General features: G+C 62.2%; 19 protein-coding genes. 9 read left to right on the top strand and 10 right to left on the bottom strand.

Going from position 1 to position 24,507, the window contains the following annotated elements:
* The first annotated feature begins 154 nt into the window (after positions 1 to 154).
* The 6 genes from HDE72_RS18865 to HDE72_RS18840 all read left to right on the top strand — a co-directional run bounded on the left by HDE72_RS18865 (position 155) and on the right by HDE72_RS18840 (position 7,588).
* Positions 155 to 1,735, top strand: coding sequence for an AAA family ATPase (locus HDE72_RS18865; RefSeq protein ID WP_183743771.1), 1,581 nt, complete (start codon positions 155 to 157; stop codon positions 1,733 to 1,735).
* 19 nt (positions 1,736 to 1,754) lie between these two features.
* Positions 1,755 to 2,726, top strand: a complete 972-nt coding sequence (locus HDE72_RS18860; RefSeq protein WP_183743769.1) for a hypothetical protein — start codon at positions 1,755 to 1,757, stop codon at positions 2,724 to 2,726.
* Entirely contained in the window at positions 2,723 to 4,489 is a 1,767-nt protein-coding gene (locus tag HDE72_RS18855; protein ID WP_183743767.1) for a vWA domain-containing protein, read from the top strand. Before HDE72_RS18860 ends, HDE72_RS18855 begins: the two co-directional genes overlap by 4 nt.
* An 80-nt stretch (positions 4,490 to 4,569) precedes the next feature.
* Positions 4,570 to 5,163 (top strand): hypothetical protein, encoded by a 594-nt coding sequence (locus HDE72_RS18850; protein WP_183743765.1) that lies wholly within the window; start codon positions 4,570 to 4,572, stop codon positions 5,161 to 5,163.
* Positions 5,148 to 6,527 (top strand): AMP-binding protein, encoded by a 1,380-nt coding sequence (locus tag HDE72_RS18845; protein ID WP_260176797.1) that lies wholly within the window; start codon positions 5,148 to 5,150, stop codon positions 6,525 to 6,527. Before HDE72_RS18850 ends, HDE72_RS18845 begins: the two co-directional genes overlap by 16 nt.
* A complete protein-coding gene (locus HDE72_RS18840; RefSeq protein ID WP_183743763.1) occupies positions 6,524 to 7,588 on the top strand; it encodes an AAA family ATPase in 1,065 nt (354 codons plus the stop codon). The genes HDE72_RS18845 and HDE72_RS18840 overlap by 4 nt, the downstream gene beginning before the upstream one ends.
* Here HDE72_RS18840 and HDE72_RS18835 read toward each other — a convergent pair.
* Positions 7,569 to 8,135, bottom strand: coding sequence for a TetR/AcrR family transcriptional regulator (locus tag HDE72_RS18835; RefSeq protein WP_183743761.1), 567 nt, complete (start codon positions 8,133 to 8,135; stop codon positions 7,569 to 7,571). The genes HDE72_RS18840 and HDE72_RS18835 overlap by 20 nt on opposite strands.
* A gap of 151 nt (positions 8,136 to 8,286) precedes the next feature.
* On the opposite strand from HDE72_RS18835, the gene HDE72_RS18830 reads away from it, so the two are divergent.
* Positions 8,287 to 9,093, top strand: coding sequence for an SDR family NAD(P)-dependent oxidoreductase (locus tag HDE72_RS18830; RefSeq protein WP_183743759.1), 807 nt, complete (start codon positions 8,287 to 8,289; stop codon positions 9,091 to 9,093).
* A 124-nt stretch (positions 9,094 to 9,217) separates the two neighbouring features.
* On the opposite strand, the gene HDE72_RS18825 is transcribed toward HDE72_RS18830, so the two are convergent.
* The 9 genes from HDE72_RS18825 to HDE72_RS18785 form a co-directional block, all read right to left on the bottom strand.
* A complete protein-coding gene (locus tag HDE72_RS18825; protein ID WP_183743757.1) occupies positions 9,218 to 10,504 on the bottom strand; it encodes an O-acetylhomoserine aminocarboxypropyltransferase/cysteine synthase family protein in 1,287 nt (428 codons plus the stop codon).
* A 136-nt stretch (positions 10,505 to 10,640) separates the two neighbouring features.
* Positions 10,641 to 11,531 (bottom strand): maltose ABC transporter permease MalG, encoded by an 891-nt coding sequence (malG, locus tag HDE72_RS18820; protein ID WP_183743755.1) that lies wholly within the window; start codon positions 11,529 to 11,531, stop codon positions 10,641 to 10,643.
* Positions 11,532 to 11,541: 10 nt separating this feature from the next.
* On the bottom strand, positions 11,542 to 13,053 hold the full coding sequence (gene malF, locus HDE72_RS18815) for a maltose ABC transporter permease MalF (RefSeq protein ID WP_183743753.1): 1,512 nt from the start codon (positions 13,051 to 13,053) through the stop codon (positions 11,542 to 11,544).
* A 92-nt stretch (positions 13,054 to 13,145) separates the two neighbouring features.
* Entirely contained in the window at positions 13,146 to 14,366 is a 1,221-nt protein-coding gene (gene malE / locus HDE72_RS18810) for a maltose/maltodextrin ABC transporter substrate-binding protein MalE (protein WP_183743751.1), read from the bottom strand.
* 92 nt (positions 14,367 to 14,458) lie between these two features.
* Positions 14,459 to 15,556, bottom strand: a complete 1,098-nt coding sequence (locus HDE72_RS18805) for an ABC transporter ATP-binding protein (protein WP_183743743.1) — start codon at positions 15,554 to 15,556, stop codon at positions 14,459 to 14,461.
* Positions 15,557 to 15,619: 63 nt separating this feature from the next.
* A complete protein-coding gene (locus HDE72_RS18800) occupies positions 15,620 to 17,260 on the bottom strand; it encodes an alpha-glucosidase (protein ID WP_183743741.1) in 1,641 nt (546 codons plus the stop codon).
* A gap of 232 nt (positions 17,261 to 17,492) precedes the next feature.
* On the bottom strand, positions 17,493 to 18,506 hold the full coding sequence (locus tag HDE72_RS18795; RefSeq protein WP_183743739.1) for a substrate-binding domain-containing protein: 1,014 nt from the start codon (positions 18,504 to 18,506) through the stop codon (positions 17,493 to 17,495).
* 428 nt (positions 18,507 to 18,934) lie between these two features.
* Complete coding sequence (locus HDE72_RS18790) at positions 18,935 to 20,155, bottom strand: maltoporin (RefSeq protein ID WP_183743737.1); 1,221 nt, start codon at positions 20,153 to 20,155, stop codon at positions 18,935 to 18,937.
* Positions 20,156 to 20,389: 234 nt separating this feature from the next.
* Entirely contained in the window at positions 20,390 to 21,937 is a 1,548-nt protein-coding gene (locus tag HDE72_RS18785) for an MFS transporter (protein ID WP_183743735.1), read from the bottom strand.
* A 106-nt stretch (positions 21,938 to 22,043) separates the two neighbouring features.
* Between HDE72_RS18785 and HDE72_RS18780 the strand changes: the two genes are divergently transcribed.
* Complete coding sequence (locus tag HDE72_RS18780; RefSeq protein ID WP_183743733.1) at positions 22,044 to 22,991, top strand: LysR family transcriptional regulator; 948 nt, start codon at positions 22,044 to 22,046, stop codon at positions 22,989 to 22,991.
* A 318-nt stretch (positions 22,992 to 23,309) separates the two neighbouring features.
* Positions 23,310 to 24,431: a patatin-like phospholipase family protein gene (locus HDE72_RS18775; RefSeq protein WP_260176795.1), complete on the top strand. Its 1,122-nt coding sequence runs from the start codon at positions 23,310 to 23,312 to the stop codon at positions 24,429 to 24,431.
* Positions 24,432 to 24,507 lie beyond the last annotated feature (76 nt).

The raw sequence follows: 24,507 nt of genomic DNA, 5'->3' as shown, positions 1-24,507 counted from the left end.
TTGCACGCTCCAGTTTGTGGCGGTGCAATCATCATAAAAGGTGTTACCCATGTCTCCCGACAAGTGTTACCTATGTGTCCCGGCCATACACCCTCAGGGTCCGACCCCGGTCCCTGGTTTGGGGTTGGATGTTACGCTTTTCTGAAAACAAACCATGCCTCCCTTTAATCTGTTCCAGCGCCTGTCCCAGGCCCCCACCAAACCCAAGGCCGCGCCCCTTGCGCGGCAGTTCGACGTGGCGGACCTGTACCAGGGACCGGTGGCCCTGAGCGGGGACGGCGAGAGTACGGCACGGCCTTTCGATGAAAAGCTGCGCCAGGCCTATTTCTGGATCGTCAACCACGCCATCATCAGTCCCCATTACGACATCGAGTACAACGATGGGCCATCGCAAACCTATTCGGTGGGCGACAGCCGGCGCACCCTGAATTTACCATCGGCGCAAAGCTATTCCAGTTTTATCCTGCTGCCCTTGCTGACGTTTGCCACCCGCCGCAAATGCCTGTTTGTCGGCGGGCCGGGACGTGGCAAGACGGCCAGCGCCCTCTTGATGGGCGTGCTGGCCGGGTCCAGCGTGAAAGAAGTGAAACGCGCCATGCAGCATGGCCATCCGCAAATGACGGTGGCCGATTTGCTGGGCAATCCGCTGCCGGCGGACCTGGTCAACGCGCAAAGCATGGACGATATCCGCATCGCCTGGCGTGCGTGGCTGGGCATGCGCGTCAAGATCGTCGATGAATACAACCGCATCCCTACGCGCACGCAAAGCGCGCTGCTCACCGTGATGGGCGACAATTATGCGGAAGTGCTCAATCACATATACGAATGCCCGGAAGCGGCCTGGTATCTGACGGCCAATGACGACCAGGGCGGCGGCACCTATCAAGTGATCGAAGCGCTGCGCGACCGGGTTGACGTCACGGTGCAAGCGCTGGCCTTCAATCCGCGCTTCCTGAACGAGCTGCTGCTGAGGGTGGAAGAAAACCTGCGCCCCGAAGAACTGGTGCCGCCCGAGATCATCTTCACGGAAACCGAGGTGGATCAGATAGGCGAGGCGATCCGCCAGGTAGCCGTGCCCGACGCCGTGCGCCGCCGGCTGGAGTTTTTCGCCAGCCAGTTCGAACTGTTCGAGACGGCGGGCGGCCAGTTTGAATACATGACCAAGGATACGGCCCGTTTGTCTGGCGCCGACCGTAGCGCCGCGCAGGCGGCCGACAATGGGCGCGACCGCCTGAAGGACCTGGGCTGCCAGACCCTCAACGGCATTTCTGTGCGTACCCTGATGGCGCTCTTGATCTACGCCAAGGCCATGGCTTATTTCCGGGGCAATGGCGAGGTGGAACTGGAAGACTTGCGCCAGGTGCTGCCTTTTGTGTTGCACAACAAGCTGCAGCCAGACCCGGACGCGCCATTTTTTGCGCTGCCTGAAAATGCCGCCTACCGCAGCGACAGGCTGGGCTGGCTGCGCCGCTTGTTCGACCTGTCGAACGATGAATTCAACCGCCTGGACCTGGACCGCGACGATCCGGTTGGCGCCTTGTCGGCCGAATTCGAACTGGGCCTCGATGGGCTCGGCGAGCGCGAAACCCTGGCCCGCTTGAACCGCATCGAAAAGCTGATCGGCGAGCGCACCAGGGGCCGCAAGCTGTACGGCCCCCTGTACGACGACCTGTTGAAACTGAAGTATCTGCACCAGCGCTATACCAATTACCGCAGCTGGCTGCGCTCTCAGTAAGCACGATGAAACAAGCCCGATGATATCGTCCGTCTTCGCCTCCATCCTGGCCAGTGGCCGCGCGCAGTTCAACCTGCGTGCGCTGGACGCGCGCCGGCGTTTTCCTGCGCTCGACATGCAGCAGTTCAGCGCCTTTCTGCACGATGGCCTCGACCCATTAGTCGTGGCCGTGGCAGCGGCGGCGCCCGAGCGGACCGGCGGTTTTACCCTGGCCGCCTACGACATGGCCTTGGAACTGGTGGCGCATGGCCTGGCCGGCCCGGCGGCAAAAAATCCTTTCCTGAATACCGTCTGGCGTGAGCTGGCACCCTTGTTTGCGCCGCTGCTGGCAAGCGCACCGGTGCCCGTGCTGGGCATGCTCAGTAACGCCGCCATCCACCTCGGCGGCGTGGCCGGAGCCAGGCCCGCCCAGTGGCGCCGGGAGATGGCTGCCATCGCGCCGCAGATTAGCAACGTGGCCGAGCTGCGCGCCGTAGGCCAGGTCCTGGCGTGGCGCGCCGGTATCGCGCATTTTCGCCTGGGCGCCATCACGGCAGCCGATAGCTTGCCGCCGCATCTGGCGCTGGCCGCCTTAGGTGAACCATGCGCGCACTGGCCGCAGCTGCGGACGCAGTTGCTGGAAAATCCATGGCGCGGCAACGCGCAGGGCAGGGAGTTCGGTGCCTTTACGGGCCTGGGCGGCGACTTTGCCACGCCGCCGCAGGTGCGGGGCGCGCACGATGGCTTTATCGTGTTGAGCGGCGAGCGTCATTATCTGCTGGTGGCCGACGCCTGCGGCGCCGTGCTGCATGGCGCCACCGCAGAGGAATATGCGCAGGCATCGACGCAGCTGCCAGCGCCGGTGCGCCTCGATGGCGCGACCTTGCATATCGGTGCGCGCAGCATGGAGCTCGACTTGCCAGCCGCTGACATCGCGCTGGCCGCCAATGAACATACCGTGGCCATCACATCACCGTACACGCATGCAATCCGTTTGCTGCCGCTGGCATGAAGACGCTGGCCGACACCGTCTTGATCGATAACTGGCGCGCCGCCTGGCCGCAAGCGCTGGCCGTGTGGAGCAAGTTTACGCGCTTGCGCGATCCCAGCCTGTGCGCCAGCCATGTCGAGGCGAGCAAGCAGGGCTTGTCCGGCAGCCTTGCCATGATACGTTTGCTGGACCAGAGCGTGGTGGTGGACTTGCCGCTGGTGAGCAAGCTGGGGTTGGACGCCTATGCCGTGGAAATTCTCGCTCATGAAATCGGCCACCATATCCTGGCGCCGGGCAGTGCCAGCGACCAGTTCCGCCTGCTGGCCCGCATGCGCCGCGCCTTGCCGACCCTGGAGCACCATGCGCCCATGGTGGCCAATCTGTACACGGATTTGTTTATCAATGACAGGCTGCAGCGCCAGGCGAAATTGCGCATGGCCGATATTTACCGCAAGCTGGCGCAAAACAAGGACGAGGCCGAGAAGACCCGCGGCGTATGGACCCTCTACATGCGCATCTATGAACAGCTGTGGCAGCTGGAAAAGGGCGAGCTGGGTGGCGCCAGCATGGACGAGCGCCTGGAAACCGACGCCTGGCTGGGCGCGCGCCTGATACGCGTGTACGCGAATGACTGGATGCTGGCGGCGGGCCGCTTCGCCACCCTGCTGCTGCCGTATCTGGTGGACGATGGGATTGATAATGCGGATGCCTTGCACCCTGGCCGCTACCTGCATGACACGCGCGACGCGGCCCGCGGCTGCCAGACCTATGGCGCGCAGCAGATCGAAGACGATGAAGAGAACGGCGCCATCCATCCCGTGCACGACCGGCGCATTTCAGGCCTCGATGGTCAAGAGCCTGCCCTTGACGCACCGGCCAGGACAGGCGGTGGCCAGCTGCGCGAACCGTTCGAGCTGGGCGAGATCCTGAAGGCTTCGGGCGTGCATCTGAGCGACCATGAAATCGCCATCCGCTACTACCGCGAGCGGGCCTTGCCGCATCTGGTAGCCTTTCCCACGCGCCCCGCGCCCGAATCGCCGGAGCCGCAGATGGAAGGGCTGGAAGCGTGGGAGGTCGGCGACCCTCTCGAGGAAATCGACTGGCTGCAATCGCTGATGCTGTCGCCGCGCCCCGTACCTGGCGTGACGACCGTGCGCCGCGTCTACGGGCGCGAAGCGGCGCGCGCCATCGACAGGGTGCCCATCGACCTGGATATGTACGTGGACAGTTCCGGCTCCATGCCCAACCCGCAGCAGCACACCTCGTTTTTGACCCTGGCTGGCGCCGTGATTGCCTTGTCTGCGCTGCGCGCTGGCGCCAGCGTGCAAGTGACTTTGTGGAGCGGCAAGCGCGAAGTGATCCAGACGCCGGGTTTCGTGCGCGATGAAGATGCGATACTGGGCGTGCTGACGGGCTTTTTCGGTGGTGCCACCTGTTTCCCCATCCACTGCCTGCGCCAGACCTATGCAGCCCGCCGCGAGCGGCCAGCCCACATTTTGATGATTTCCGACGACGGCATCACCACCATGTTCGACCACGATGAACTGGGCAACAGCGGCTGGGACATCGCGGCGAAGGCCCTGGAAAAGGGCGGGGCGGGCGGCACCATGGCCCTGAACCTGGCACGTGACTGGGACGGTGGCAGCACGAATAAATGGATGCAGAAAATCTACGACGACTTGCAACGCGCGCGCCGCGAACAGGGCTGGGACATCCACGCCGTCGAGCGCTTTGAAGATTTGCTGGAATTTGCGCGGGTGTTTAGCCGGCGGCACTATGTGTAGCAACCCAAGGGCAGAATCTGGGGTCGGACCCTTAGGGTCCGACCCCAGCATGTGCACTTGGGCTTGAATTGAAAAAAACAATGCAAAATCCTGGCCCATTACTTGAAATACTCACCCACCGCCTGGCCGACACCCCCGTCGAATTCCTGGCCGAACCGCGCATCGCCGGCGTGGTCAACGCGCAGGCGGTGTCCGTGGCGGCGCTGGTCAACGACATTCTGCTATTGCATGGCGCCCGTGCGCCTGCCGCTTCCTTGCAGGGCTTCGTGGGTGCGCAAGTGAAGGCGGACCGCAACCGGCTGGCGCTGGCCATGATCGTGTGCTGGCTGCTGGCCGACGACTGGTTTGTCACGCAGCAGTTGGAGCAGCCTGCCTTGCTGCAGGTGCTGGGCGAGGCGGTGCGCGAGCTGGCGGCGGCCACGCCGGCCCACCAGTACACGCAAGACCCGGAGCGGCGCGAAGAATTGGCCCGCATCGTGCTGGCGCGCCTGGGTTTTCGGCCGCGCGATGAAAGCCTGGCCCAGGCGACGGACAGATTGTCCGCCATCAGCGGCAGCGAGCGGCGCCGCCTGCTCGAAGCGAGCCGGCTGGCCGAGCAGCGCGCACGCGAGATACGCGAAGCGTTGGCGAAGAAGGCGGCCGAGGAATCGGCCGACAAATGGTCGCGCGAATGAGCCTGGACTGGAATTTGCCGGGCGGGGCATGGGAATTTGACCGCGATTATTGCCCGACCCTGACGCAGGCGGGTGTGCAGATGCTGGCGCGGCTGCGCGGCCATCCATCGGCGCCCGTGTACCGCAACCGCAGCGGCAACAAGCTGCTGGCCGAGGAAGTGGCGGCGCTGCGCGAGTACGAGCGCGAAGTGATGGAGGCGTCGATAGGCTGGAGCAGCGATGCGCCGCCAGCGTGGCTGCCGGCTTTTATCGCCCATACCTATGCCACGGTGCCGCACTACCAGGCTTGCGGCTCGCCACCCGGGCGCCTGGCCGATGTGGCGCCGATCAGCCGCGCCGAGCTGGCGCACGATATCGCCGCCTTCGTGCCGGACAATGTGGACCTGGCGCGCATGATCAATTTCCAGACCACCGGCACCACCGGCCATCCGCTGCTGATCGCCTCGCACCCGCTGGTGGCGGGGCGCTACCTGGCTTACCACAAGCGGGCATTGCAGCGCTTCGGCGTGACCCTGCGCCATGGCGCGGGGCAGGTGGGCGTGATGCTGCTGGGCCATCAGCGCCGCTGTTTTACCTATGTCTCCGTCACGCCCACCATGAATGAATCGGGCCTGGCGAAGATCAATCTGCACGTGGACGATTGGCGCCACCCCGACGACCGTGCGCGCTATCTGGACGCGATGGCGCCGGAGCTGCTCGCCGGCGACCCGATTTCGTTTGCCGAGCTGTTGACCCTGCCGATGGCGCACAAGCCGGCCGCGCTGCTGTCCGTGTCGATGATGCTCTTGCCCGGCATGCGCACGCGCCTGGAAGAACGGTTTGGCTGCCCCGTGCTCGATATTTACTCGCTCAATGAAGTGGGGCCGGTGGCTGTCTACGATGAACAGGCGGGCGGCTATGTGCTGCTGCAGCACCGGCTGTACGTGGAAATCCTCGATGCCGATGGCCGCTCCGTGCCCGATGGGGAGCGTGGTGAAATCACGGTCACGGGTGGCTTCAATTTTTGCCTGCCGCTGCTACGCTACCGCACCGGCGATTACGCCTCGCTGGTCCATGGTCCGCATGGCCCCGTGCTGGTAGGCCTGGCCGGGCGCAGCCCGCTGCGCTACCGGACCAGTACCGGCGAGTGGATCAATAACATCGATATCACACACGCCTTGAAACCGCTGGCCATCGCCCTGTTTGGAGTACATCAATATGCCGATGGCGCCGTCGAGCTGCGGCTGTCGCCGGGCGCCATGCCGCAGTCCGATCAGGCGCGTGGTTTGCTCGCGCCTTTTTTCGGTCCCATCACCGTTGAAGCTTTGCTGGCGGAAGACAAGATCATTCAATACAGCTCGGATTTGCAGGACGCTTACGCATGAGCAGGGCAGGACCAACTCAATATAAACGCGGCCTGGTCGTCGGCAAATTCTGCCCGCTGCACAGGGGGCACGAACTGTTGATAGAACGCGCGCAAGCAGCGTGTGCATCGCTGCTGGTGGTCAGTTACACCAAGCCGGAATTCCCCGGTTATGAACCGGCGCGCAGGAACGGCTGGCTGCAAGCGCAATTCCCGCAAGCGACGATACTCGTGCTCGATGACGCGCGGCTGGCCCGGCTGTGCGCCGCGCGCGGTGTGGCGCCTCGCCGGCTGCCCCACAACGATGAAGACGGCGATGTGCACCGTCACTTCATGGGCTGGCTATGCTGGACGGTGCTGGGCACGCCGGTCGATGCGGTCTTCACCAGCGAAGAGTACGGCCCCGGTTTTGCCCGCGTGCTGGGCGAGCATTATGCGCATGGCGAAGTGGCCCATGTGAGCGTGGACCAGGCAAGAAAGCTGGTGCCCGTGTCGGGCACGCAGGTGCGGCAAGACCCGTATGCCCACAGCGCTTTCCTGGCGCCGAACGTGTACGCCAGTTTCGTGCAGAGGGTATGTGTGCTGGGTGGCGAATCGAGCGGCAAGACCACCCTGGCTGCGGCATTGGCCCAATATTTCGACACCCGCTGGGTGGCCGAATATGGCCGCGAACTGTGGGAAAGCCAGGATGGGGAATTGAGTTACGACGACTTGCTGAAGATAGGCCGGGAACAGCTGCGGCGCGAAGCGGTGGCGGCCCGCGAGGCGCGGCGCTGGCTGTTTTGCGACACCTCGCCGCTGACCACGTATTTTTATTGCATCGAGATGTTTGGCAAGGCGGAGGCCGAACTGGCCGGCCTGGCTGACGCGGCCAGCCATGCTTACGATCTGGTGCTGCTGTGCGCCCCCGATTTTCCCTTCATCCAGGATGGCACGCGCCGCGACGACGGCTTCCGCCTGCGCCAGCATGGCTGGTATCAGGCCGAGCTGGAACGGCGCGGCATCGCTTATGTTGAAGTCAAAGGCACGGTAGAGGACAGGGTAGGGCGGGTGGCGCAATTGCTCATGACGGTTCGTCGGTAAACGCGCTTCTGACGGCCGCCAGTATCTCTTCCGAAAACGCCGCGTCATCCACCGCGCGCGCCAGTGCCACGGCGCCCACCATGGCCGACATCATGACGATGGCGTCTTGCCGGGGATGGCTTTTTTTCTTCCACGGGAAATGTGCCGTGAACTTGCCGATCACGTTTTTCAGGTGGAAGGTGAAGGCGGGGCGCACGGTGGGCTGCTTGCGCGCTTCGCCAGCCAGCGCGGCCAGTACGCAGCCCTCGCCAGGGCCATCGCGGTGCTCGATGCTGACGTAATCGCGCACATAGTCGCGCATCGCTTCCGGGCTGGCCGTGGCGGCAGCGAGACCCTCGCGCGAATGGGCCGAGCCGTGCAGGGTGCTTTCCGCCATCAGCGCTTCTTTCGAGGCGAAGTGGTTGTAGAAGGGGCCGTGCGTCAAGCCCGTCGCCTTCATGATTTCGCCGACGGTAACGCCGTCAAAGCCTTTTTCGCGGAACAGCCGCGCCGCCTGTGTCAGGATGCGCTGGTGTTTTTCTGCCGTCTCGGCTGCTGGATATCGCATATCGTCCTCCCGGTAATGACGTGATTTTTGTTGACATCATACATTATGTGCGTCATGCTTGCGACATTAAGCATGATGACTGTCATGTTTATCGCATTAAAGCATGATGTTCATCATGCTTAACTTTATCGACATTTTTAAAGGAATTATCATGAGTTCAGTCAATACACTGGGTACCGCTGTCGTCACGGGCGCTTCGTCGGGCCTGGGCGCCGTCTATGCAGACCGCCTGGCCAGCCGTGGCCATGACTTGATCCTGGTGGCGCGCCGCGTCGAGCGCCTGGGCGTGCTGGCCAAGTCGCTGGCAGAAAAATACGGCGTGGCCGTGCGCGCGATTGCCGCCGACCTGTCCGTGCCTGAAGATGTGTCGCGCGTGGCCACCGAGCTGGAAACCAATCCTTCGATCACCATGCTGGTCAATAACGCGGGCGTCTCGACCCTGGCGCCCGTGCTGGACACGACCAAGGACAAGGTCGACGCCATGGACAAGGTGAATGTCACCGCGCTGACGGAACTGACGTACGCCGTGCTGCCGCAATTCAAGCAGCGTAACCATGGCGCCATCATCAATATCGCTTCCGTGCTGTCCTTGCACATCTTGCCGATCAGTACGGTCTACAGCGCCACCAAGGGCTATGTGATGAATTTCACGCGCGGCCTGCAGCAGGAATTGGCGGACACGGGCATCACCGTGCAACTGGTGCTGCCCGCTTCGACGGCGACGGAATTGTGGGACTTGAGTGGCGTGCCGCTGGCGCAGCTGGACCAGGCTACCGTGATGAGCGCGCAAGACTGCGTCGATGCGGCTTTGGCGGGCCTGGACCAGGGCGAACTGGTGACCTTGCCTTCGGTGGAAGACAAGACCCTGTGGGAACAGTTTGATACCGCCCGCCTGGCCTTGTTTGCCGGCGGACGTAGCGGCAAGCCAGCATCGCGCTACGGCCTTAAGAACACCTGACCAAACCTACTGCGCGTCGGTATAGGCGGCCTGCGATGCTCACCGTACCTGCGTACGGTTGCGCTTCTTAGCCACCTCTTCCTTCCGCTCGCTACGGTTTTGTCAGGTGTTGCAACGCTAAAAATTAAGCAGCGTTGAGCGCCTGCTCCAGATCCTCGCGCAAATCATCGATATGCTCGATGCCGACGGACAGGCGCAGCATGTCTTCGGAGACGCCGGCCTTGGCCAGTTCTTCGGCATTCAACTGGCGGTGCGTGGTGGACGCCGGGTGGGTGGCCAGCGATTTGGCGTCGCCGATATTGACCAGGCGCGTGAACAGTTGCAGGGCGTCGAGCACGCGGGCGCCTGCGGCGCGCGGGTCTTCATCACTTTGCAGCTTCAGGCCGAACGAGAGGATGCCCGAAGCGCGCCCGTTCAGGTATTTTTTCACCAGCGCGTGGTCCGGGTGGTCTTCCAGGCCCGCGTAGTTGACCCAGGCGACTTTCGGATGGTTTTTCAGGTGTTTGGCCAGGGCCAGGGTGTTGTCGCAGATGCGGTCCATGCGCAGCGCCAGGGTTTCTATCCCTTGCAGCAGCTGGAAGGCGGACAGCGGCGAAATAGCCGCACCCATATTGCGCAGCGGAACCACACGCGCGCGGCCGATGAAGGCGGCCGGGCCAAACGCTTCCGTGTAGACCACGCCGTGATATGACACATCCGGCTCGTTCAAGCGCTTGAAGCGCTCCTTGTGCTCGGCCCACGGAAATTTGCCGCTGTCGACGATGGCGCCGCCCACGGTCGTGCCATGGCCGCCCAGGTATTTGGTCAGCGAGTGCACCACGATGTCGGCGCCGTGTTCGATCGGGCGCAGCAGATAGGGGCTGGGCACGGTGTTATCGACGATCAGCGGGATGCCGTGCGCGTGCGCGATCTCGGCCAGCTTGGCCACGTCCGTCACATTGCCCAGCGGGTTGCCGATTGATTCGCAAAAGATGGCCTTGGTGCGTGCATCGATCAGGGCGGCGAAGGTCTCGGGCTGGCGCGCATCGGCGAAGCGCACCTCGATGCCGATCTGTGGAAAGGTGTGGGCAAACAGATTGTAGGTGCCGCCATACAGCTGGCTGGCGGAGATGAAATTGTCGCCCGCTTCGGCGATGGTCTGGATCGCGTAGGTGATCGCCGCCATGCCCGAGGCGACGGCCAGCGCGGCCACGCCGCCTTCGAGCGCCGCCACGCGCTTTTCCAGCACATCCTGGGTGGGGTTCATGATGCGCGTGTAGATATTGCCAGCCACTTTCAGGTCGAACAGGTCGGCGCCATGCTGGGCATTGTCGAAGGCGTAGGCCACCGTCTGGTAGATGGGGACGGCGGCCGCCTTGGTGGTCGGATCAGGGCTGTAGCCGGCATGCACGGCCAGGGTTTCAATTCTCATGGTGTCTCCGTTTTCTATGGTCTGCGTTGCTGTTCCGGGTGAAGTGCGCAGCCATTGTGCCATGAGGTTATTACCAAGTTGTTATGCTTAATAGAATTTTAAGTAATAAGCTTGTGCATGCCTGGTATATGCCTGCTTATCCCTTTACCCCGCCGGCCGTCAAGCCCGAGATCATCCATTTTTGCGCCAGCAGGAATACCGCCGTGATCGGCAAACCAGACAGGATGGCCGCTGCCGCAAAGTCGCCCCACAGGTATTTTTGCTCGTACAGGAACAGCTTGGATCCGACGGCCAGGGTCAGCTGCTTCTGTTCATGCAGCAGCACGGAAGCGATAGGGTATTCGATGATGGCGCCGATAAAGGACAGCAAAAACACCACCATCAAGATCGGCACCGTCATCGGCAGCAGCACGTAGACAAACGCTTGCCACTGGGTGGCGCCGTCGACCTTGGCTGCTTCCTCGATCTCGATGGGGATGGTTTGATAATAGCCCTTGATGGTCCAGATATGCAGGGCGATGCCGCCCGTGTAAGCAAGCACCAGGCTGCCGTGGTGATCGATCCCCAGCCATGGCACATAGCTGCCCAGCACATCGAAGATGGCGTAGATGGCGACCAGCGCCAGCACGGCAGGGAACATCTGCAGCAGCATCAGCGCGCCCAGGGTTTGCGACTTGAAGCGGAACTGCATGCGGGCAAACGCATAAGCGCAGGTGGTCGACAGCAGCACGGTGATGGAGGCGCTCATGGTCGCCACCTTGATCGAATTCCACAGCCACAGCAGCACCGGGAAATCCGGTTCGACCAGGCTGCCGTTGGGCGCCTGGTAAGACATGCCCAGCGCCAGACGCCAGTGCTCGAAACTGATTTCCGGCGGTATCAGGCTGCCGGTGGCGAAATTGCCGGGGCGCAGAGAGATCGACAAGATCATCAGGAAGGGAAACATCACCAGCGCGATCAGCGCGATCACGCAAACATGGGCCGCCAGGATGCGCCAGCGGTTGGAACGGTCAACAACGATAGCCATGGCCAGTCCTTTATGCTTTGTTCATGCGCGTCAGGCGCATATTGACCAGCGAAATCGCGGCCACGAGGAAGAAGATCAGGGTCGAGATGGCGGCAGCCAGGCCAAAGTTCTGGCCGGAATCCTCGAACGCGATGCGGTAGGTGTAGGACACCAGCAAGTCGGTGGTGCCGGCCGGCAGGGTGGTGTCGAGGAAGTCGGGCCGCCCGCCGGTCAGCAAGCTGATCAGCACGAAGTTGTTGAAATTAAAGCCCAGGCTGGCCACCATCAAGGGCGTCAGCGGCTTGATGATCAGGGGCAGGGTGATCTTGAAGAAATTCGTCAGCGGTCCGGCGCCGGCCAGGGCCGAAGCTTCGTACAAGTCGGACGGAATCGCCTTGATCAGGCCCATGCAGACCACCATCATGTAGGGGTAGCCGAGCCAGGTATTGACGATCAAAATCATGGCCTTGGCCAGGGTGGTGTCGGAAAACCAGGCAGGCTTGATGCCGAACAAGGCGTTCAGCACCAGGTTGATTTCGCCAAAGTTATTGTTGAACAAGCCCTTGAAGACCAGGATGGAAATAAAGCCGGGCACGGCATACGGCAGGAATAGCAGGGTGCGGTAAAAGCCGCGGAAGCGCAGCGCATCCCAGTTCAGCAGCACGGCCAGCGCCATGCCCAGGCCGGTGGTGGTGATCACGCTGATCACGGCAAAAACGATGGTCCACACGAAAATGCGCAGGAAAGGGCCGCGGAACGCTTCATCGGAGAAAATCTTGGCGAAGTTGGCGAAGCCCACATTGACCTTGAAGCCCGGTTCCAGCTTGCTGCCGTCCGGCATTTCATAAAAGCCCGTCTTGAGGTTGGGCCGGATGATTTCGCCGGTGGCGATCTTTTTCAAGGTGTTGTCGGGCAATTGCTTGTAGACGTGGGCCACGGGGCCGAATTCGCGCAAACCCACCATGCGCAGCTCGATGCGGTTGGGCATAAGCAGGGTCAGCAGCTTCAAGTCTTTTTGCAGGGCGATGATGTCCTTGATGGGCAGGGCCGGGGCCAGTACGGGCGTTTGCACGGGGTCGGCCGGCGCCACGTCCACCGTCAGCGGCACGGCGCGTTTCAGAGCCAGCGGCTCGCTCAGCAGCACTTCGCCCGTGTCCGGGCTTTCCAGGCGCAGCCGGTATTCATTCTTGTCGGCATGCACGGTGAGCGCGTAGCCGCTGCTTTCCACGCGCTGCGTCTCGTCGAGCAGGTATTGCGTGGCGCGCTCGTAGGTGAGCAGGTTGCGCGAACTGAAATTGGTAAAGCCGATCGACACCGTATAGACAATCGGCAAGAGCACGAAGACGATGACCGCCGTGATGCCGGGAAACAGATAGCGGTAGGCGTAGGCGCGCGGCGAGGTGAAGACAAAGGTCGTCAGGGTCAGCAAGCCGAGGAAGACGGCGGCCAGCATGGTCTGGCCGGAAATGTACAACATGAAAAGCAGATACAGACCCAGCGCCATGCTGATGGTCAATATGGTAGGGCCGATAAACTTGCGCACGATGGGATACCTGTGAAGATGGTGAAAGAGCCGGAGGCACGCGCGTCATGGACGCGCATGCCGTTCCCGCAGGGCTTGGCCCTTGTTGGTGCTTAATTCGCCGTGGTAATCCGCTTGGCTGCGGCATCCAGGCCGACCTTGGTCGCCTGGCGGCCTTGCGTGATGTTTTCCAGCGCCGACTGCATGGACGACCAGAAGCGGCCCATTTCCGGGTTGTTCGGCATCGGGCGGCCCGCTTGCGCGCTTTCCATGGTGGCCTGGATGTTCGGATTGGTCTTCAATTCCGCGAACAGCTGCTTGTTGGCCGGCGTGCCCAGCGGAACATCGGCGTTGATGGTTTTTAAGCCATTGACTTGCAGCATCTGGTTTTCCAGGAATTCCGTCGCCAGGTCCTTGTTCGGGCTGGCTTTCGAGATCATCGCGCCCAGCACGCCGACGAAGGGCGTGGCCGCCTTGCCGGCAACGGTAGGAATGGTCGCCACGCCGAAATTGATTTTCGACTTGCGCGCGTTGTCCCACGACCATGGACCATTGATCATCATGGCGATCTTGCCCTGGTTAAAGCCGGCTTCCATTTCAGCGTAGCCTGCGCCCTTGGGCATGGCGCCGCTGTTGATCAGGTTCATGAGGACGTTCACGCCGGCAACAGCGCCTGCATTGTTGACGCCGGTTTTCGTGCCATCGTAGCGGCCGTCGCCCTTGACTTCAAACGGGAAACCGCCGCCGGCGCCCAGCAGTGGCCAGGTGAAATAGGTGTTGGTGTAGTCCCACAATATGGCTTTCTTGCCCTGGGCTGTGAGTTTCTTGTCGAGCGCGGCGATTTCTTCAAAGGTTTTTGGCGGCACCGGCACCAGGTCCTTGTTGTAGACCAGGGCCACGGCTTCGATGGAGATCGGGTAGCCCCAGGTCTTGCCGCTCACAGTAAAGGCGTTCCAGGCCAGCGGCACGATGGCGTTGCGCGCTTCCTTGCTCGGTGTAATCGGTTGCAGCAAGCCGGCATCGATCCAGGCGCCGATACGGTCGTGCGGCCAGATCCAGATGTCCGGACCCTTGCCGGCAGCGGCTGCTTGCTGGAATTTATTTGGTGCATCTTCCGGATGTTCGACCACGACCTTGATACCGGTCTTTTTGGTAAATTCTTCGCCGACCTTGGCCAGGCCTTTATAACCCTTGTCGCCATTGATCCAAATCAGCAAGGTGCCAGGTTCGGCCGCTTGCGCCAGGCTGGCGCCAGCCAGGTTGCCGATGCCGGCCAGTGCGGCGGCGATCAGGGTGGTTTTGATGAAGCTGCGTTTCGCGTGCAGTAAGGACATGCTTATCTCCAGTTGTATTTTTATAATGGTGGGTCTGGGCTATATAGTTAAAACGAGGCCAGGCGGCGCCCGTAGCGCCTGGCCCGTAAAGATCAGGTGCAGGTCTGGCCGTGTTCGTCGAACACATGGACACGGCTGGCCGGCACTTGCAGCGCCACTTGCTGGCCGATGCGCCAGTCCGTATCGGCGTCGGCGCGCACCACCAGCGGCTCATCGCCAGCGGGCACTTGCACGTACAGATAACTGATGTCGCCCAGCTTTTCCACCGCCTGCACCGAGGCGGTGATGGTGGCACCGGCCGCAGCGTTCGTGTCTGGAACGCAGGCTTGCACGTGTTCGGGCCGCGCACCGAGGGTGACGGCCGTGCCGCTGGCCAGTGGCTGCGACAGCACCGCCTGCAGCAGACCACCTGCGGCGGTGGCAATCGTTGCCACGCCATCGGCATGGCTGTAGATTTTGCCCTTGAGGAAATTCATGCGCGGCGAGCCGAGGAAGCCGGCCACGAACAGGTTGGCGGGGTGGTGATACAGTTCCAGTGGCGCGCCCACCTGCTCGATGCGGCCCGCGTTGAGCACGACGATGCGGTCGGCCAGTGTCATCGCCTCGACCTGGTCATGCGTGACGTAAATCATGGTGGAGCGCAATTCGCGGTGCAGATTGGCCAGTTCGATGCGCATCTGCACGCGCAGGGACGCATCCAGGTTGGACAGCGGTTCATCGAACAGGAACACCTCGGGTTTGCGCACGATGGCGCGGCCGATGGCCACCCGCTGGCGCTGTCCGCCGGACAAATCCTTGGGTTTGCGTTCCAGCAAGGGTTCGATGCGCAGGATCTGGGCGGCGCGCTGTACCGCGTCAGCAATCTCTATTTTGCTCATGCCGGCCAGCTTCAGGCCGAAAGCCATGTTTTGCGCCACGCTCATGTGTGGGTACAGGGCATAGCTCTGGAACACCATGGCGATGCCGCGCTTGGCGGGCGGCACCTCGTTCATGCGCGTCTTGCCGATATACAAGTCGCCGCCGCTGATTTCTTCCAGGCCGCATATGCTGCGCAGCAAGGTCGATTTGCCGCAACCGGAGGGGCCCACGAAGACCATGAATTCGCCATCGGCGATCTCCAGGTCGATGCCGTGCAGGGTTTGCACCTCGCCGTATGCCTTCTTCAAACCAACTAATTTCAGTCCTGCCATTGTGTCCCTCGTCTTCAATCCGGCCCCGCTGAAACGCGGGGCTCATTATTGTAATTGGCGTTCTTAAGCCAGCGTGCCGAACCAGCCTCCATGGGCGGGCAGGGTGATCTGCGCGCCTTGCTTGCTGGCGGGTAAGCCGTGACCGGTCAGCTCAGCTGCCTGCGCTGCGGCGGGCCAGTCAAACGTCACCGCTTCGGTGTCCAGATTGAAGGCGGCCAGCACGGTAGGGTGGCCCGGCAAATCGCGGCGCAAGGCCAGCACTGGCTCGGGCGCATCGAAGAAGCTGATCTCGCCGCTCAGCAATTGCGGCTGGGTGCGGCGCCAGGCGAGGATGTTCTGCGCGAAACGCAGCGGCGAATCGCCATGCTGTTCTTCCACATCGACGGCGCGTTCCAGGTGTTCCGGTGGCACCGGCAGCCATGGCTGTGCGGTGCTGAAACCGCCGTGCGCTGCGCCAGCCACCCAGGGCATCGGCGTGCGGCAGCCGTCGCGGCCCTTGAATTGCGGCCAGAACGGAATGCCGTACGGGTCTTGCAGCGCTTCGAACGGCAGGTCCGCTTCCGTCAGGGCCAGTTCATCGCCCTGGTACAGGCAAGGCGTGCCTTTCAGTGCGACCTGCACCGCCAGCACTACCTTGGCCAGCGAGGGCGCGGCTTGTTGGCCGCCCCAGCGCGTCATCACGCGCACGCTGTCATGGTTGCCGACCGACCAGGAGGCCCAGCCGCCAGCCACTTTGGCTTCGAACTGCTCGACTTGGGTGCGGATATGGGTGGCCGAGAATTCTTCCGTCAGCAGGTTGAAGCTGTAGGCCATGTGCAGCTTGTCGCCGCCCGAGGTGTAGTCGGCCATGGCGGCCAGCGCGTCATCGGCGCCGATTTCACCGATGGAAATGGCCTGGTATTCATCGAGCACGGCGCGCACGCGCTGCAGGTAGGCGATGTTTTCCGGCTGGGTCTTGTCGTACACGTGGGCTTGCATGCCGTAGGGATTGACGGCCGACACCGAGCGCGCGTCGCGCAGCGGGGCTGGCGGATTGTCGCGCAGCTGGGCGTCGTGAAAAGGGAAATTGCAGGAGTCGAAGCGGAAGCCATCGACGCCGCGTTCCAGCCAGAAACGCAGATTGTCCAGTTGCGCCTGCTGCACGGCCGGGTTGTGGAAGTTCAGGTCGGGCTGGCTGGCGAGGAAGTCATGCAGATAATACTGGCCGCGGCGCGGTTCCCATTGCCAGGCCGAACCGCCAAACACCGACAACCAGTTGTTCGGCGCCGTACCGTCGGGCTTCTGGTCGGCCCAGACATACCAGTCGGCTTTCGGATTGTCGCGGCTGGTCCGGCTTTCCACAAACCAGGGATGGTTGTCCGCCGAGTGCGACAGCACCTGGTCGATCATCACTTTCAGGCCCAGTGCGTGGGCACGGGCCACCAGGCGGTCGAAGTCGGCCAGGGTGCCGAACAGCGGATCGACGTCGCAATAATCGGCCACGTCATAACCGAAGTCCTTCATCGGCGAAGTGAAGAACGGCGAAATCCAGACGATGTCGGCGCCCAGGGCGGCGATGTAATCGAGCTTGGACGTAATGCCGGGCAGGTCGCCCACGCCATCGCCATTGCTGTCGAGGAAGCTGCGTGGATACACCTGGTAGATGACGGCGCTGCGCCACCAGTCGGTGGGCAAATGGGCGGTATTGTTTGGGATGGTTGGCATGGGTGATTTCTAAAAGTGCCTGTAGCATCGGCTATCAGGGCGAGCGCTGCTGGTTGGTCGGCTGGCGTCTTATTTTGAATTCAAAGCGCTTTGGGTTTGAAATGAGTATAGTTCAAAGCGCTTTGAAAAGTAAAGCGATATACAAATCGAAGTCGAGAATTTGTATTGGAGGAATGGGTGACAAAGGCTGGGGTCAGCCCCCCAGATTTCTGCTACCAGGCCAGTGCAGAATTTAGCTACTGGCTACACGCCCCGCCGACTCGCCAGGCAGCAGCTCGCAGGGCCACAATTCCTGCAGCTCGGTGGCGGGCGTGCCGTCCATCAGGGCCAGCAGCATCTGTATCATTTTTGCGCCGGCGCCGCGCGGGTCGGGTTGCACCACGGTGGTGACGTTGTGGCCAGCCAGTGAATCTTCCATCACGCCCCAGACGATCAGCGACATCTCGCTGCCGATGGCGATGCCGGCGTCGAGCAGCGCGCGCACGGCGCCCACGCCCGACATATGATTGTCGACGATGACGGCGGTGGGGCGGGGCGAGCGGGCCAGCAGGCGCTGCATGGCCTGGTAGCCGGCACGTCGGTCGTGGGCATTGTCGACCAGGTTGTCGGGATCGATGGCCAGGCCGCCGGCCTGCATGGCGCTGCGAAAACTGTCCACGCGCTGGCGCACGAAGTTCAGGTCCGGCGTGGCGCTGATCAGGCCGATGCGCTGGTGGCCCAGCGACAGCAGGCGCTCGACGGCCAGGCGCATGCCAGCCTCGTTGTCATAGTCGAACCAGGCGTGCGGCTGGTTCAGCTGGGTGCGGCCATGGGCAACAAACGGCAGGCCCTGCTGCGCCAGGTAGGCGATGCGCTCGTCGTAGGGCTTGGTGCGCCCGACCACCAGCGCGTCGATGCGGCGCCCCTTGACCATCCGTTCATAGGTGTGGAATTCCTTGCTGGCCGAGGCGGGCGCGATGATCATGTCCATCTGCTGCGCTTCCAGCGCTTCCGACATGCCGCCCACGATCTCGATGAACATGGGGTCGGCCAGGTCGTTCGGCATCAGCGGATAAATGATGCCGACGATATTCGTGCGTCCCACGGCCAGGCTGCGCGCCATGGGATTGGGGCGGTAGCCGGCTGCCTGCGCGGCCGCCATTACCCGTTCGCGCGTGCGTTCGCTCACTTCCGGATAGCCATTCAAGGCGCGGCTGACAGTGGTTTCGGAAATTCCTAGCGTTTTGGCGAGATTTTTGAGGTTCATGGATGCTGCGTCTGGGGTGAGTCTTGCCGCTGCCGGCGCCCAGCGATAGGCAGGCGCGGCGCGGAGCGATGTTGGCTAGTTTATCTGATAATCGTGCCTGGCCGTAGTGCGCAAGCGAGCGACTTGCGGCCGCGCCAAAAAAATACGCGGGCTCACCCGAAGGCGCCCGCGTTAAAAGAGGATTGCTGTGCACTACGTTGTAACTGCCGGCCATCGCGTGCAGCGGCGCGATGGTGAGTCCGGTGACTATTTGCCCCTAAATGTGGCGGTGCGACTGCCATCGGTCAGCGTCCGAAGGGCGCCGGCCATTGTTTGAATTTTCAACAAAGAGCGTCTGATAAAACGTTCAGGGCCAGGCGCAAGGGCGCAGGCAGTACGCTAGTACGGCAAGCTCTTGCAACGCCGCCATGGGCGTTTTTCAGATGCTCTTACCACCAGGATTCGACTTGGAAACCCATGGAACTACCATTGGTCTTGCCGCCAAACACGCCCGTCGATGACAGCGCCGTGTCTGCAACGGCCGCCGCCTGGGCTGCCTTGTTCCATTTGGCATAGGTGTAGAAGGCGCGCAGCACGGGGCGCGACCAGAAGCTGGGGCCGGCCGCCAGTTGCGGGGCGATCGTCAGCTTGGTCAGCTGGCGGGTTTCGCCGTCTTCCGGCTTGACTCTGTCGTGGCCCAGTTCCACCGCCAGGCTGTAGTTGTCGGTGAAGTTGTAAACGGGGCGCGCGCCGAGCGAGGTCCATTTGCTGCTGATACCCGCCGTTTGCTTGTCTTCATAAACCAAGGTCGCCATGCCCGACCAGGCGCCTTTCGGCTGCATCATCAGTTGTTCCGTCAGGCGCGTGAGCTTGTCGTTGCTGGTCGCGCCCAGGGTGGCGCCGCCCGTGTTGGCGGCGCTGCCCTTGCCGAACTGCAGCGCGACCTTGTTATAGCCGCCCAGCAAATTGCCCTGTGTATGCATGAAGGTCAGCAAATGGCCGCTGGCGATGGGTTCGGCCCCTGCGGCGTTGCGTTTCTGGTTGTACTGCAGACCCACGGTCAGTTCGCCATCCGGGTTGACCTTGATGCCGGAAAAGCGGAAGTCATGCGACAGCGCCATGCGCTTGCTGTCTTTCTCGTCGGCCGTGCGGATGATGGCGTACGCCAGTTTGGCGGGGCCGAGGTCGATGTTTTCCAGGCCGGCGCCCGGGCCGCTATTGTTCCAGAAATAGTAATCGGTGATGTGCACGTCCTGGCGGTCGTAATAGCGTTTGCCCACCCAGGCGCGCGCATCGGCCAGGATGCCCGTGCCGATCTTGTCGGCCACCACATTGATTTCGCGCCAGGACGGGTCCGATTGTTCCCAGTCCTGGTTCTGGTTGACGGCGAAGGCCACCAGGGTGTTGATGCGGAAGGTCGTGCCATTGGCCGCCTTGAATGCTTCGCCGCCAAATTTCAGCTCGCCATAGGTTTCGCACTCATTACCCAGACGATATTTGGACGAGGCGCCAGCCAGGCCGAAACAGGATTCCTTGCCGCCTTCGCCGCTGGTGCCGAAACCCGAGCGCAGGTAGCCGCCGAAGTCGATCGGCAGTGCGGCCTGAGCGGCCGTAGCGCTCAAGGCCATCACCAGTGCGGCAGGCAAGGCTTTCAATAAGTGTCGTTTCATCGTATCTCCAGTATTTTTATAGGTGTGTCATCGGTGCGGACGTAATTGCACAGCCACGCAAATCCAATGCGCTTTGGGTATTGTTCAAAGCGCTTTGATTGTAGTTCAAAGCGCTTTGATACGTAAACTGTTTTAATTATGGAAAGATGATGCGTGTTGCTGGAAAGCGTCGCAGGCGGGAATGCGGGGCAGCGGCGCCGGAGCGCCGCCGTGTCGGCAGGGGTCAGGAGGGTATCAAGAAACGGTGTCGCAAACAGGCAGTGATGAGGCAGTGCCGTGGGCGCTGGCTGGATGGCGCAGGAAAGCCAGCAGCAGCAGGCTCGAGGCGACGGTAATCGCCGCCAGCACATATAACAAGTGGCGGAACGCCGTGCCATAGGCTTGCGCCAGTGCCGTCATATCCAGTTGCGGCAGCAGTTCGCCGGCGTGCTGCAGTTCGCCAATCGCCAGGAAAGGGGCGGCCAGCGCTACTTGCTGGGCATCGATGCCGGGCACAGCGCGCAACGCAGTGAAGGTCAGCGCCGCCAGCAGGGCGCTGACGATGGCCAGCGCGATGCCTTCGCCCGCCACGCGGGTGGTGTTGAAGATGCCGGCCGCCATGCCTGCGCGCTCGGTCGGCACCACGCTGACGGCCAGGCCATCCATCAAGCCCCAGGGCAGGCTGATGCCGCAGCCGATCAGCAGCAATGGCAGTAGCAGGGTGGCCGCCGGCATGCCAGGCGCACATTGCGACAGCCACAGCAGGCCGGCGGCCGTCAGCAGCAAGCCGCCGCAGCAGATGTGCGCGGCGCCGATGCGCTGGGCGGCCAGGCTGGCCAGCATCGGCAGCACCAGCATGGGCGCAGACAGGGCGACCATCATGCCGCCTGCTTCGAACGAGGTGTAGCCCTCGATGCCGATCAGGCGCGCCGGCAGCAGCACCAGCAGCACCACGAAGGAAAACGCCGGAGCAGCCGCCAGCAGCTGCACGCCGGCGAAGGCGGGCAGGCGAAATAGCGACAGGTCCAGCATGGGCCGCGCGCTGCGGCGTTCGATGGCGACAAAGGTCATCAACAACAGGGCGGCGCCACCGAGCAGGCCCAGGCTGGCGGGGCTGCTCCAGCCGCTGTGCGGCGCTTGCAGCAGGGCATAGGTAAATAGCGACAAGGCGCTGGTGAAGCTCAGGGCGCCTGGCCAGTCCACCTTGCCCGCTTGCGGGTCGCGCGATTCGTGCATGGTGCGGGCGGCGATCAGCAGGGCGATCAAGCCGGCGGCGGCCGTGATGATAAACAGGCTGCGCCAGCCGCCATGGTCGATCACGCTGCCGGCCAGGAAGGGGCCGAAGGCCAGGCCGGCGCCAAACGCCGTGCCGATCAGGCTGAAGGCCCGCGCGCGGCTGGCGCCGTCAAATTCCTGCGCCAGCGCGGCCAGGCCGCTGGACAAGGCCATGGCGCAAGCCAGGCCCTGCACGGCGCGCAGCGCGTCGAGCAGCGCGATGCTGGGCGCGGCCGCCAGTGCCAGCGAGGCCGCGCCAAACAAACTCATGCCCATTATAAATACGCGTTTGCGGCCATAGCGGTCGGCCAGGGTGCCGGCCACCATCAGGCAGCCGCCAAAGCTGAGCATGAAGGCATTCGAGATCCAGGCCAGCGCCAAAGGGCTGCCATGCAGTTCGGCGGCGATGGCAGAAATGGCGATGGCCGGTCCGGTAAAGCTGAGCGGCATGCACAGCGCCGCCAGGCAGACGGCCGCCAATACCAGGGCGCGCCGTGCAGCGGGGTTTTCGCTTCGTTTCGTGTTCATGGGAGTGATTCCAGTGCTAGGGAATCTCATGATAATATGGCTCGAATCAGAGAAAAAGAGGCTGAAAATCCAGTCATAGCGGACAAATAATCTTGAATGGTGGTCGATGGATAATCTGAATGGCATTAGCGCCTTCGTGCGGGCGGCGGAAACGTCCAGCTTCGTGGCCGCTGGCCGGCTGCTCGGTGTGTCGGCCTCGGCGGTGGGCAAAAGCGTGGCGCGGCTGGAAGAAAAGCTGGGCGTGCGCCTGCTTAACCGCAGCACGCGGCGCATCAGCCTCAGTAATGAGGGCGCGCTGTTTTACGAGCGCTGCCAGCGCATCCTGGCCGACCTGGGTGATGCCGAGGCAGAACTGTCGCACCTGGCCGAGGCGCCGCGCGGCAAGCTGCGGGTCAGCCTGCCCGTGATCGGCTACCGCTTCATCCTGCCGCTGCTGGCCGAGTTTACGCAGCGCTATCCGGAGATCGAGCTGGACCTGGACTTTAATGACCGTTTGATCGACGTGGTGGCCGAAGGCATTGATGTGGCCGTGCGCAGCGGCGTGCTCAGCGATTCACGGCTGATGGCGCGCGAACTGGGGCCGTTCGCCTTTTCTATCGTCAGCGCGCCGGCGTATTTTGCACGCCATGGCGTGCCGGCCGTGCCGCATGATCTGGCGCAGCATGGCTGCGTGCGCTATAAATTCCCCAGCACGGGCAAATTGCAGGAATGGGAGCTGTTCCGCACGCCGGGGCAGGAGGGAGAGTTGCGTTTACGTACTGTACTTACCTGCAATAACATCGAAGCTCTGATCGGCGCCGCCACGCAGGGTGTGGGCCTGGCGTATTTGCCTGATTTTCTGGTGAAAGAGGCAATCGCGCGCGGCGAGTTGCAAGCCGTGTTGAAAGAGTATCTGCGGCACGCCAGCAAGTTCTGGATACTGTGGCCTTCGAGCCGCCATCTCTCGCCCAAGTTACGCGTGTTTGTTGACTTCCTGTCGCTGCATTTGCACTTTTCCGGCCCGCCGCGCAGCCTGGCGAAATCCAGTTTTCCCTCGGATGCTGCCTCCGGCTAGTCATTGCATTGGGGAAATTTCCTACATGATGAGGAATTTTCCTACTCCCAGTCGATTTAGTTTTGCTGCGTCGCACCACGCCATGCCGCGTGGCCTCGACTTATGGCTTTTCTGAATATCACTTATACATTAATTAAATTGCCATATGGAATTTATTTATGTTAATTTCATATCTGTTTAAGCAACATTATTCTTGTGGGAATAGCGGCGCGCGTCGCCACCGCAAGGCCGTATAAAAGTGGAAATACAGCAGTAGTAACCGTCATGGTAACCGTCAATCACGGGTGTTGGCCGGCTTACACTACTCAGGGAGAATGCATGAAAACAGTAACGATGAAGCCATCCAAGGCAACACGCCAAGGAGCGGCACGCAAGACAGGTTTGCTGTTAGGTGGCGGTGCACCAAATTCGACCTTGATCGCTGGCGCCTTGGCCGCTTTTGTGGATGAGGGCATCAATTTTGACGTCATTTCGGCGTCCGGCGCCGGTGTTTTGATGGGTTTGCTTTACACCACGCCGCATGACGCCACGCCACGCCAGGCCCTGCAAAGCTGGGCCGATACGGGGGTGGCTGACAGCATCTACAAGATGATCCCCATCAATTACAAGATTTTCCAGAAGCCGGGCATGCAGGCGAGCACCTTCCGCGACGCTTTCCAGCCACCGGCCAACAATCCTTTTTTTCAGGCGATACAGCAAACGTTTGCGAGCGCGCCTGGCGCGTGGTCGGACTGGGGCAAGTTGATGATGTCCTCGCTGTCGCCGTCGGACCTGTCGATGAAAAGCCTGGGCTTGTGCGCGCATTTGCCCTTCCTGGAAAAAGCCGTGGATTTTTCCGGCGTGGCGCGCATGCGGCCCCAGTTCTACATCAATGCCTATAACCTCAGCGAGCATCGCATGCAAAACTGGGGCAAGCATGAAATCGGCCCCGAGCACGTGCGCGCGGCCCTGTCGTTCCCCTTCCTGTACGCGCCGACCACCATCGATGGCAGTGATTACATCGAAGGTGCCGCGCTCGATACGCTCAATTTCGATCCTTTCATCGAAGGCAAGGGCGAGCATCACGACGCCGATACCCTGGTCATCCTCGACATCCTGGGCGATGAGCGCCTGCTGCGCAAGCCGCGCAACCTGTATGACGCCTGGGTGCGCTCCATCATCACGCCGCTGGTCAAAATTTCCAAGAGCGAGATGCGCTTGTTCGAGCTGGAGCACAACACCGATGCCCGCACGGGCCAGCCCAAGCGCCGTTTGCTGAAGCTGGACTTGATGGGTGGCATCCCGGAAGAGCATTGGCCCGACACCCTCGACTGGTCCAGTTCGAACATGCAACTGTTGTTCGACGTGGGCTACAAGGCAGGTCTCGCCTTTGCCCGCGAACACGGCGACTTGCTGCGCCGCCCCGATGCCGAGGACGCCGCCGCTCCTTTGGCTGCCTGATCGCGCACAGCGATCGTATGTAGTACCTGGCCTTGCCAGGCCCTGCAGCCCGGCATGACGCTGCGGGCTGCTTTTT

It is taken from the genome of Janthinobacterium saanense (genome assembly GCF_014200675.1).
In the GTDB taxonomy this organism is placed as follows: domain Bacteria; phylum Pseudomonadota; class Gammaproteobacteria; order Burkholderiales; family Burkholderiaceae_D; genus Janthinobacterium.
Note: the sequence above shows the minus strand (reverse complement) of the source record. Positions and strands in the feature narration are given on the sequence as shown.

Bases quoted from the DNA above. Each gene is read 5' to 3' on its own strand.
- HDE72_RS18865 (WP_183743771.1), top strand. From the start codon at position 155: ATGCCTCCCTTTAATCTGTTCCAGCGCCTGTCCCAGGCCCCCACCAAA.
- HDE72_RS18860 (WP_183743769.1), top strand. From the start codon at position 1,755: ATGATATCGTCCGTCTTCGCCTCCATCCTGGCCAGTGGCCGCGCGCAG.
- HDE72_RS18855 (WP_183743767.1), top strand. From the start codon at position 2,723: ATGAAGACGCTGGCCGACACCGTCTTGATCGATAACTGGCGCGCCGCC.
- HDE72_RS18850 (WP_183743765.1), top strand. From the start codon at position 4,570: ATGCAAAATCCTGGCCCATTACTTGAAATACTCACCCACCGCCTGGCC.
- HDE72_RS18845 (WP_260176797.1), top strand. From the start codon at position 5,148: ATGGTCGCGCGAATGAGCCTGGACTGGAATTTGCCGGGCGGGGCATGG.
- HDE72_RS18840 (WP_183743763.1), top strand. From the start codon at position 6,524: ATGAGCAGGGCAGGACCAACTCAATATAAACGCGGCCTGGTCGTCGGC.
- HDE72_RS18835 (WP_183743761.1), bottom strand. From the start codon at position 8,135: ATGCGATATCCAGCAGCCGAGACGGCAGAAAAACACCAGCGCATCCTG.
- HDE72_RS18830 (WP_183743759.1), top strand. From the start codon at position 8,287: ATGAGTTCAGTCAATACACTGGGTACCGCTGTCGTCACGGGCGCTTCG.
- HDE72_RS18825 (WP_183743757.1), bottom strand. From the start codon at position 10,504: ATGAGAATTGAAACCCTGGCCGTGCATGCCGGCTACAGCCCTGATCCG.
- malG (WP_183743755.1), bottom strand. From the start codon at position 11,531: ATGGCTATCGTTGTTGACCGTTCCAACCGCTGGCGCATCCTGGCGGCC.
- malE (WP_183743751.1), bottom strand. From the start codon at position 14,366: ATGTCCTTACTGCACGCGAAACGCAGCTTCATCAAAACCACCCTGATC.
- HDE72_RS18805 (WP_183743743.1), bottom strand. From the start codon at position 15,556: ATGGCAGGACTGAAATTAGTTGGTTTGAAGAAGGCATACGGCGAGGTG.
- HDE72_RS18800 (WP_183743741.1), bottom strand. From the start codon at position 17,260: ATGCCAACCATCCCAAACAATACCGCCCATTTGCCCACCGACTGGTGG.
- HDE72_RS18795 (WP_183743739.1), bottom strand. From the start codon at position 18,506: ATGAACCTCAAAAATCTCGCCAAAACGCTAGGAATTTCCGAAACCACT.
- HDE72_RS18790 (WP_183743737.1), bottom strand. From the start codon at position 20,155: ATGAAACGACACTTATTGAAAGCCTTGCCTGCCGCACTGGTGATGGCC.
- HDE72_RS18785 (WP_183743735.1), bottom strand. From the start codon at position 21,937: ATGAACACGAAACGAAGCGAAAACCCCGCTGCACGGCGCGCCCTGGTA.
- HDE72_RS18780 (WP_183743733.1), top strand. From the start codon at position 22,044: ATGGATAATCTGAATGGCATTAGCGCCTTCGTGCGGGCGGCGGAAACG.
- HDE72_RS18775 (WP_260176795.1), top strand. From the start codon at position 23,310: ATGAAAACAGTAACGATGAAGCCATCCAAGGCAACACGCCAAGGAGCG.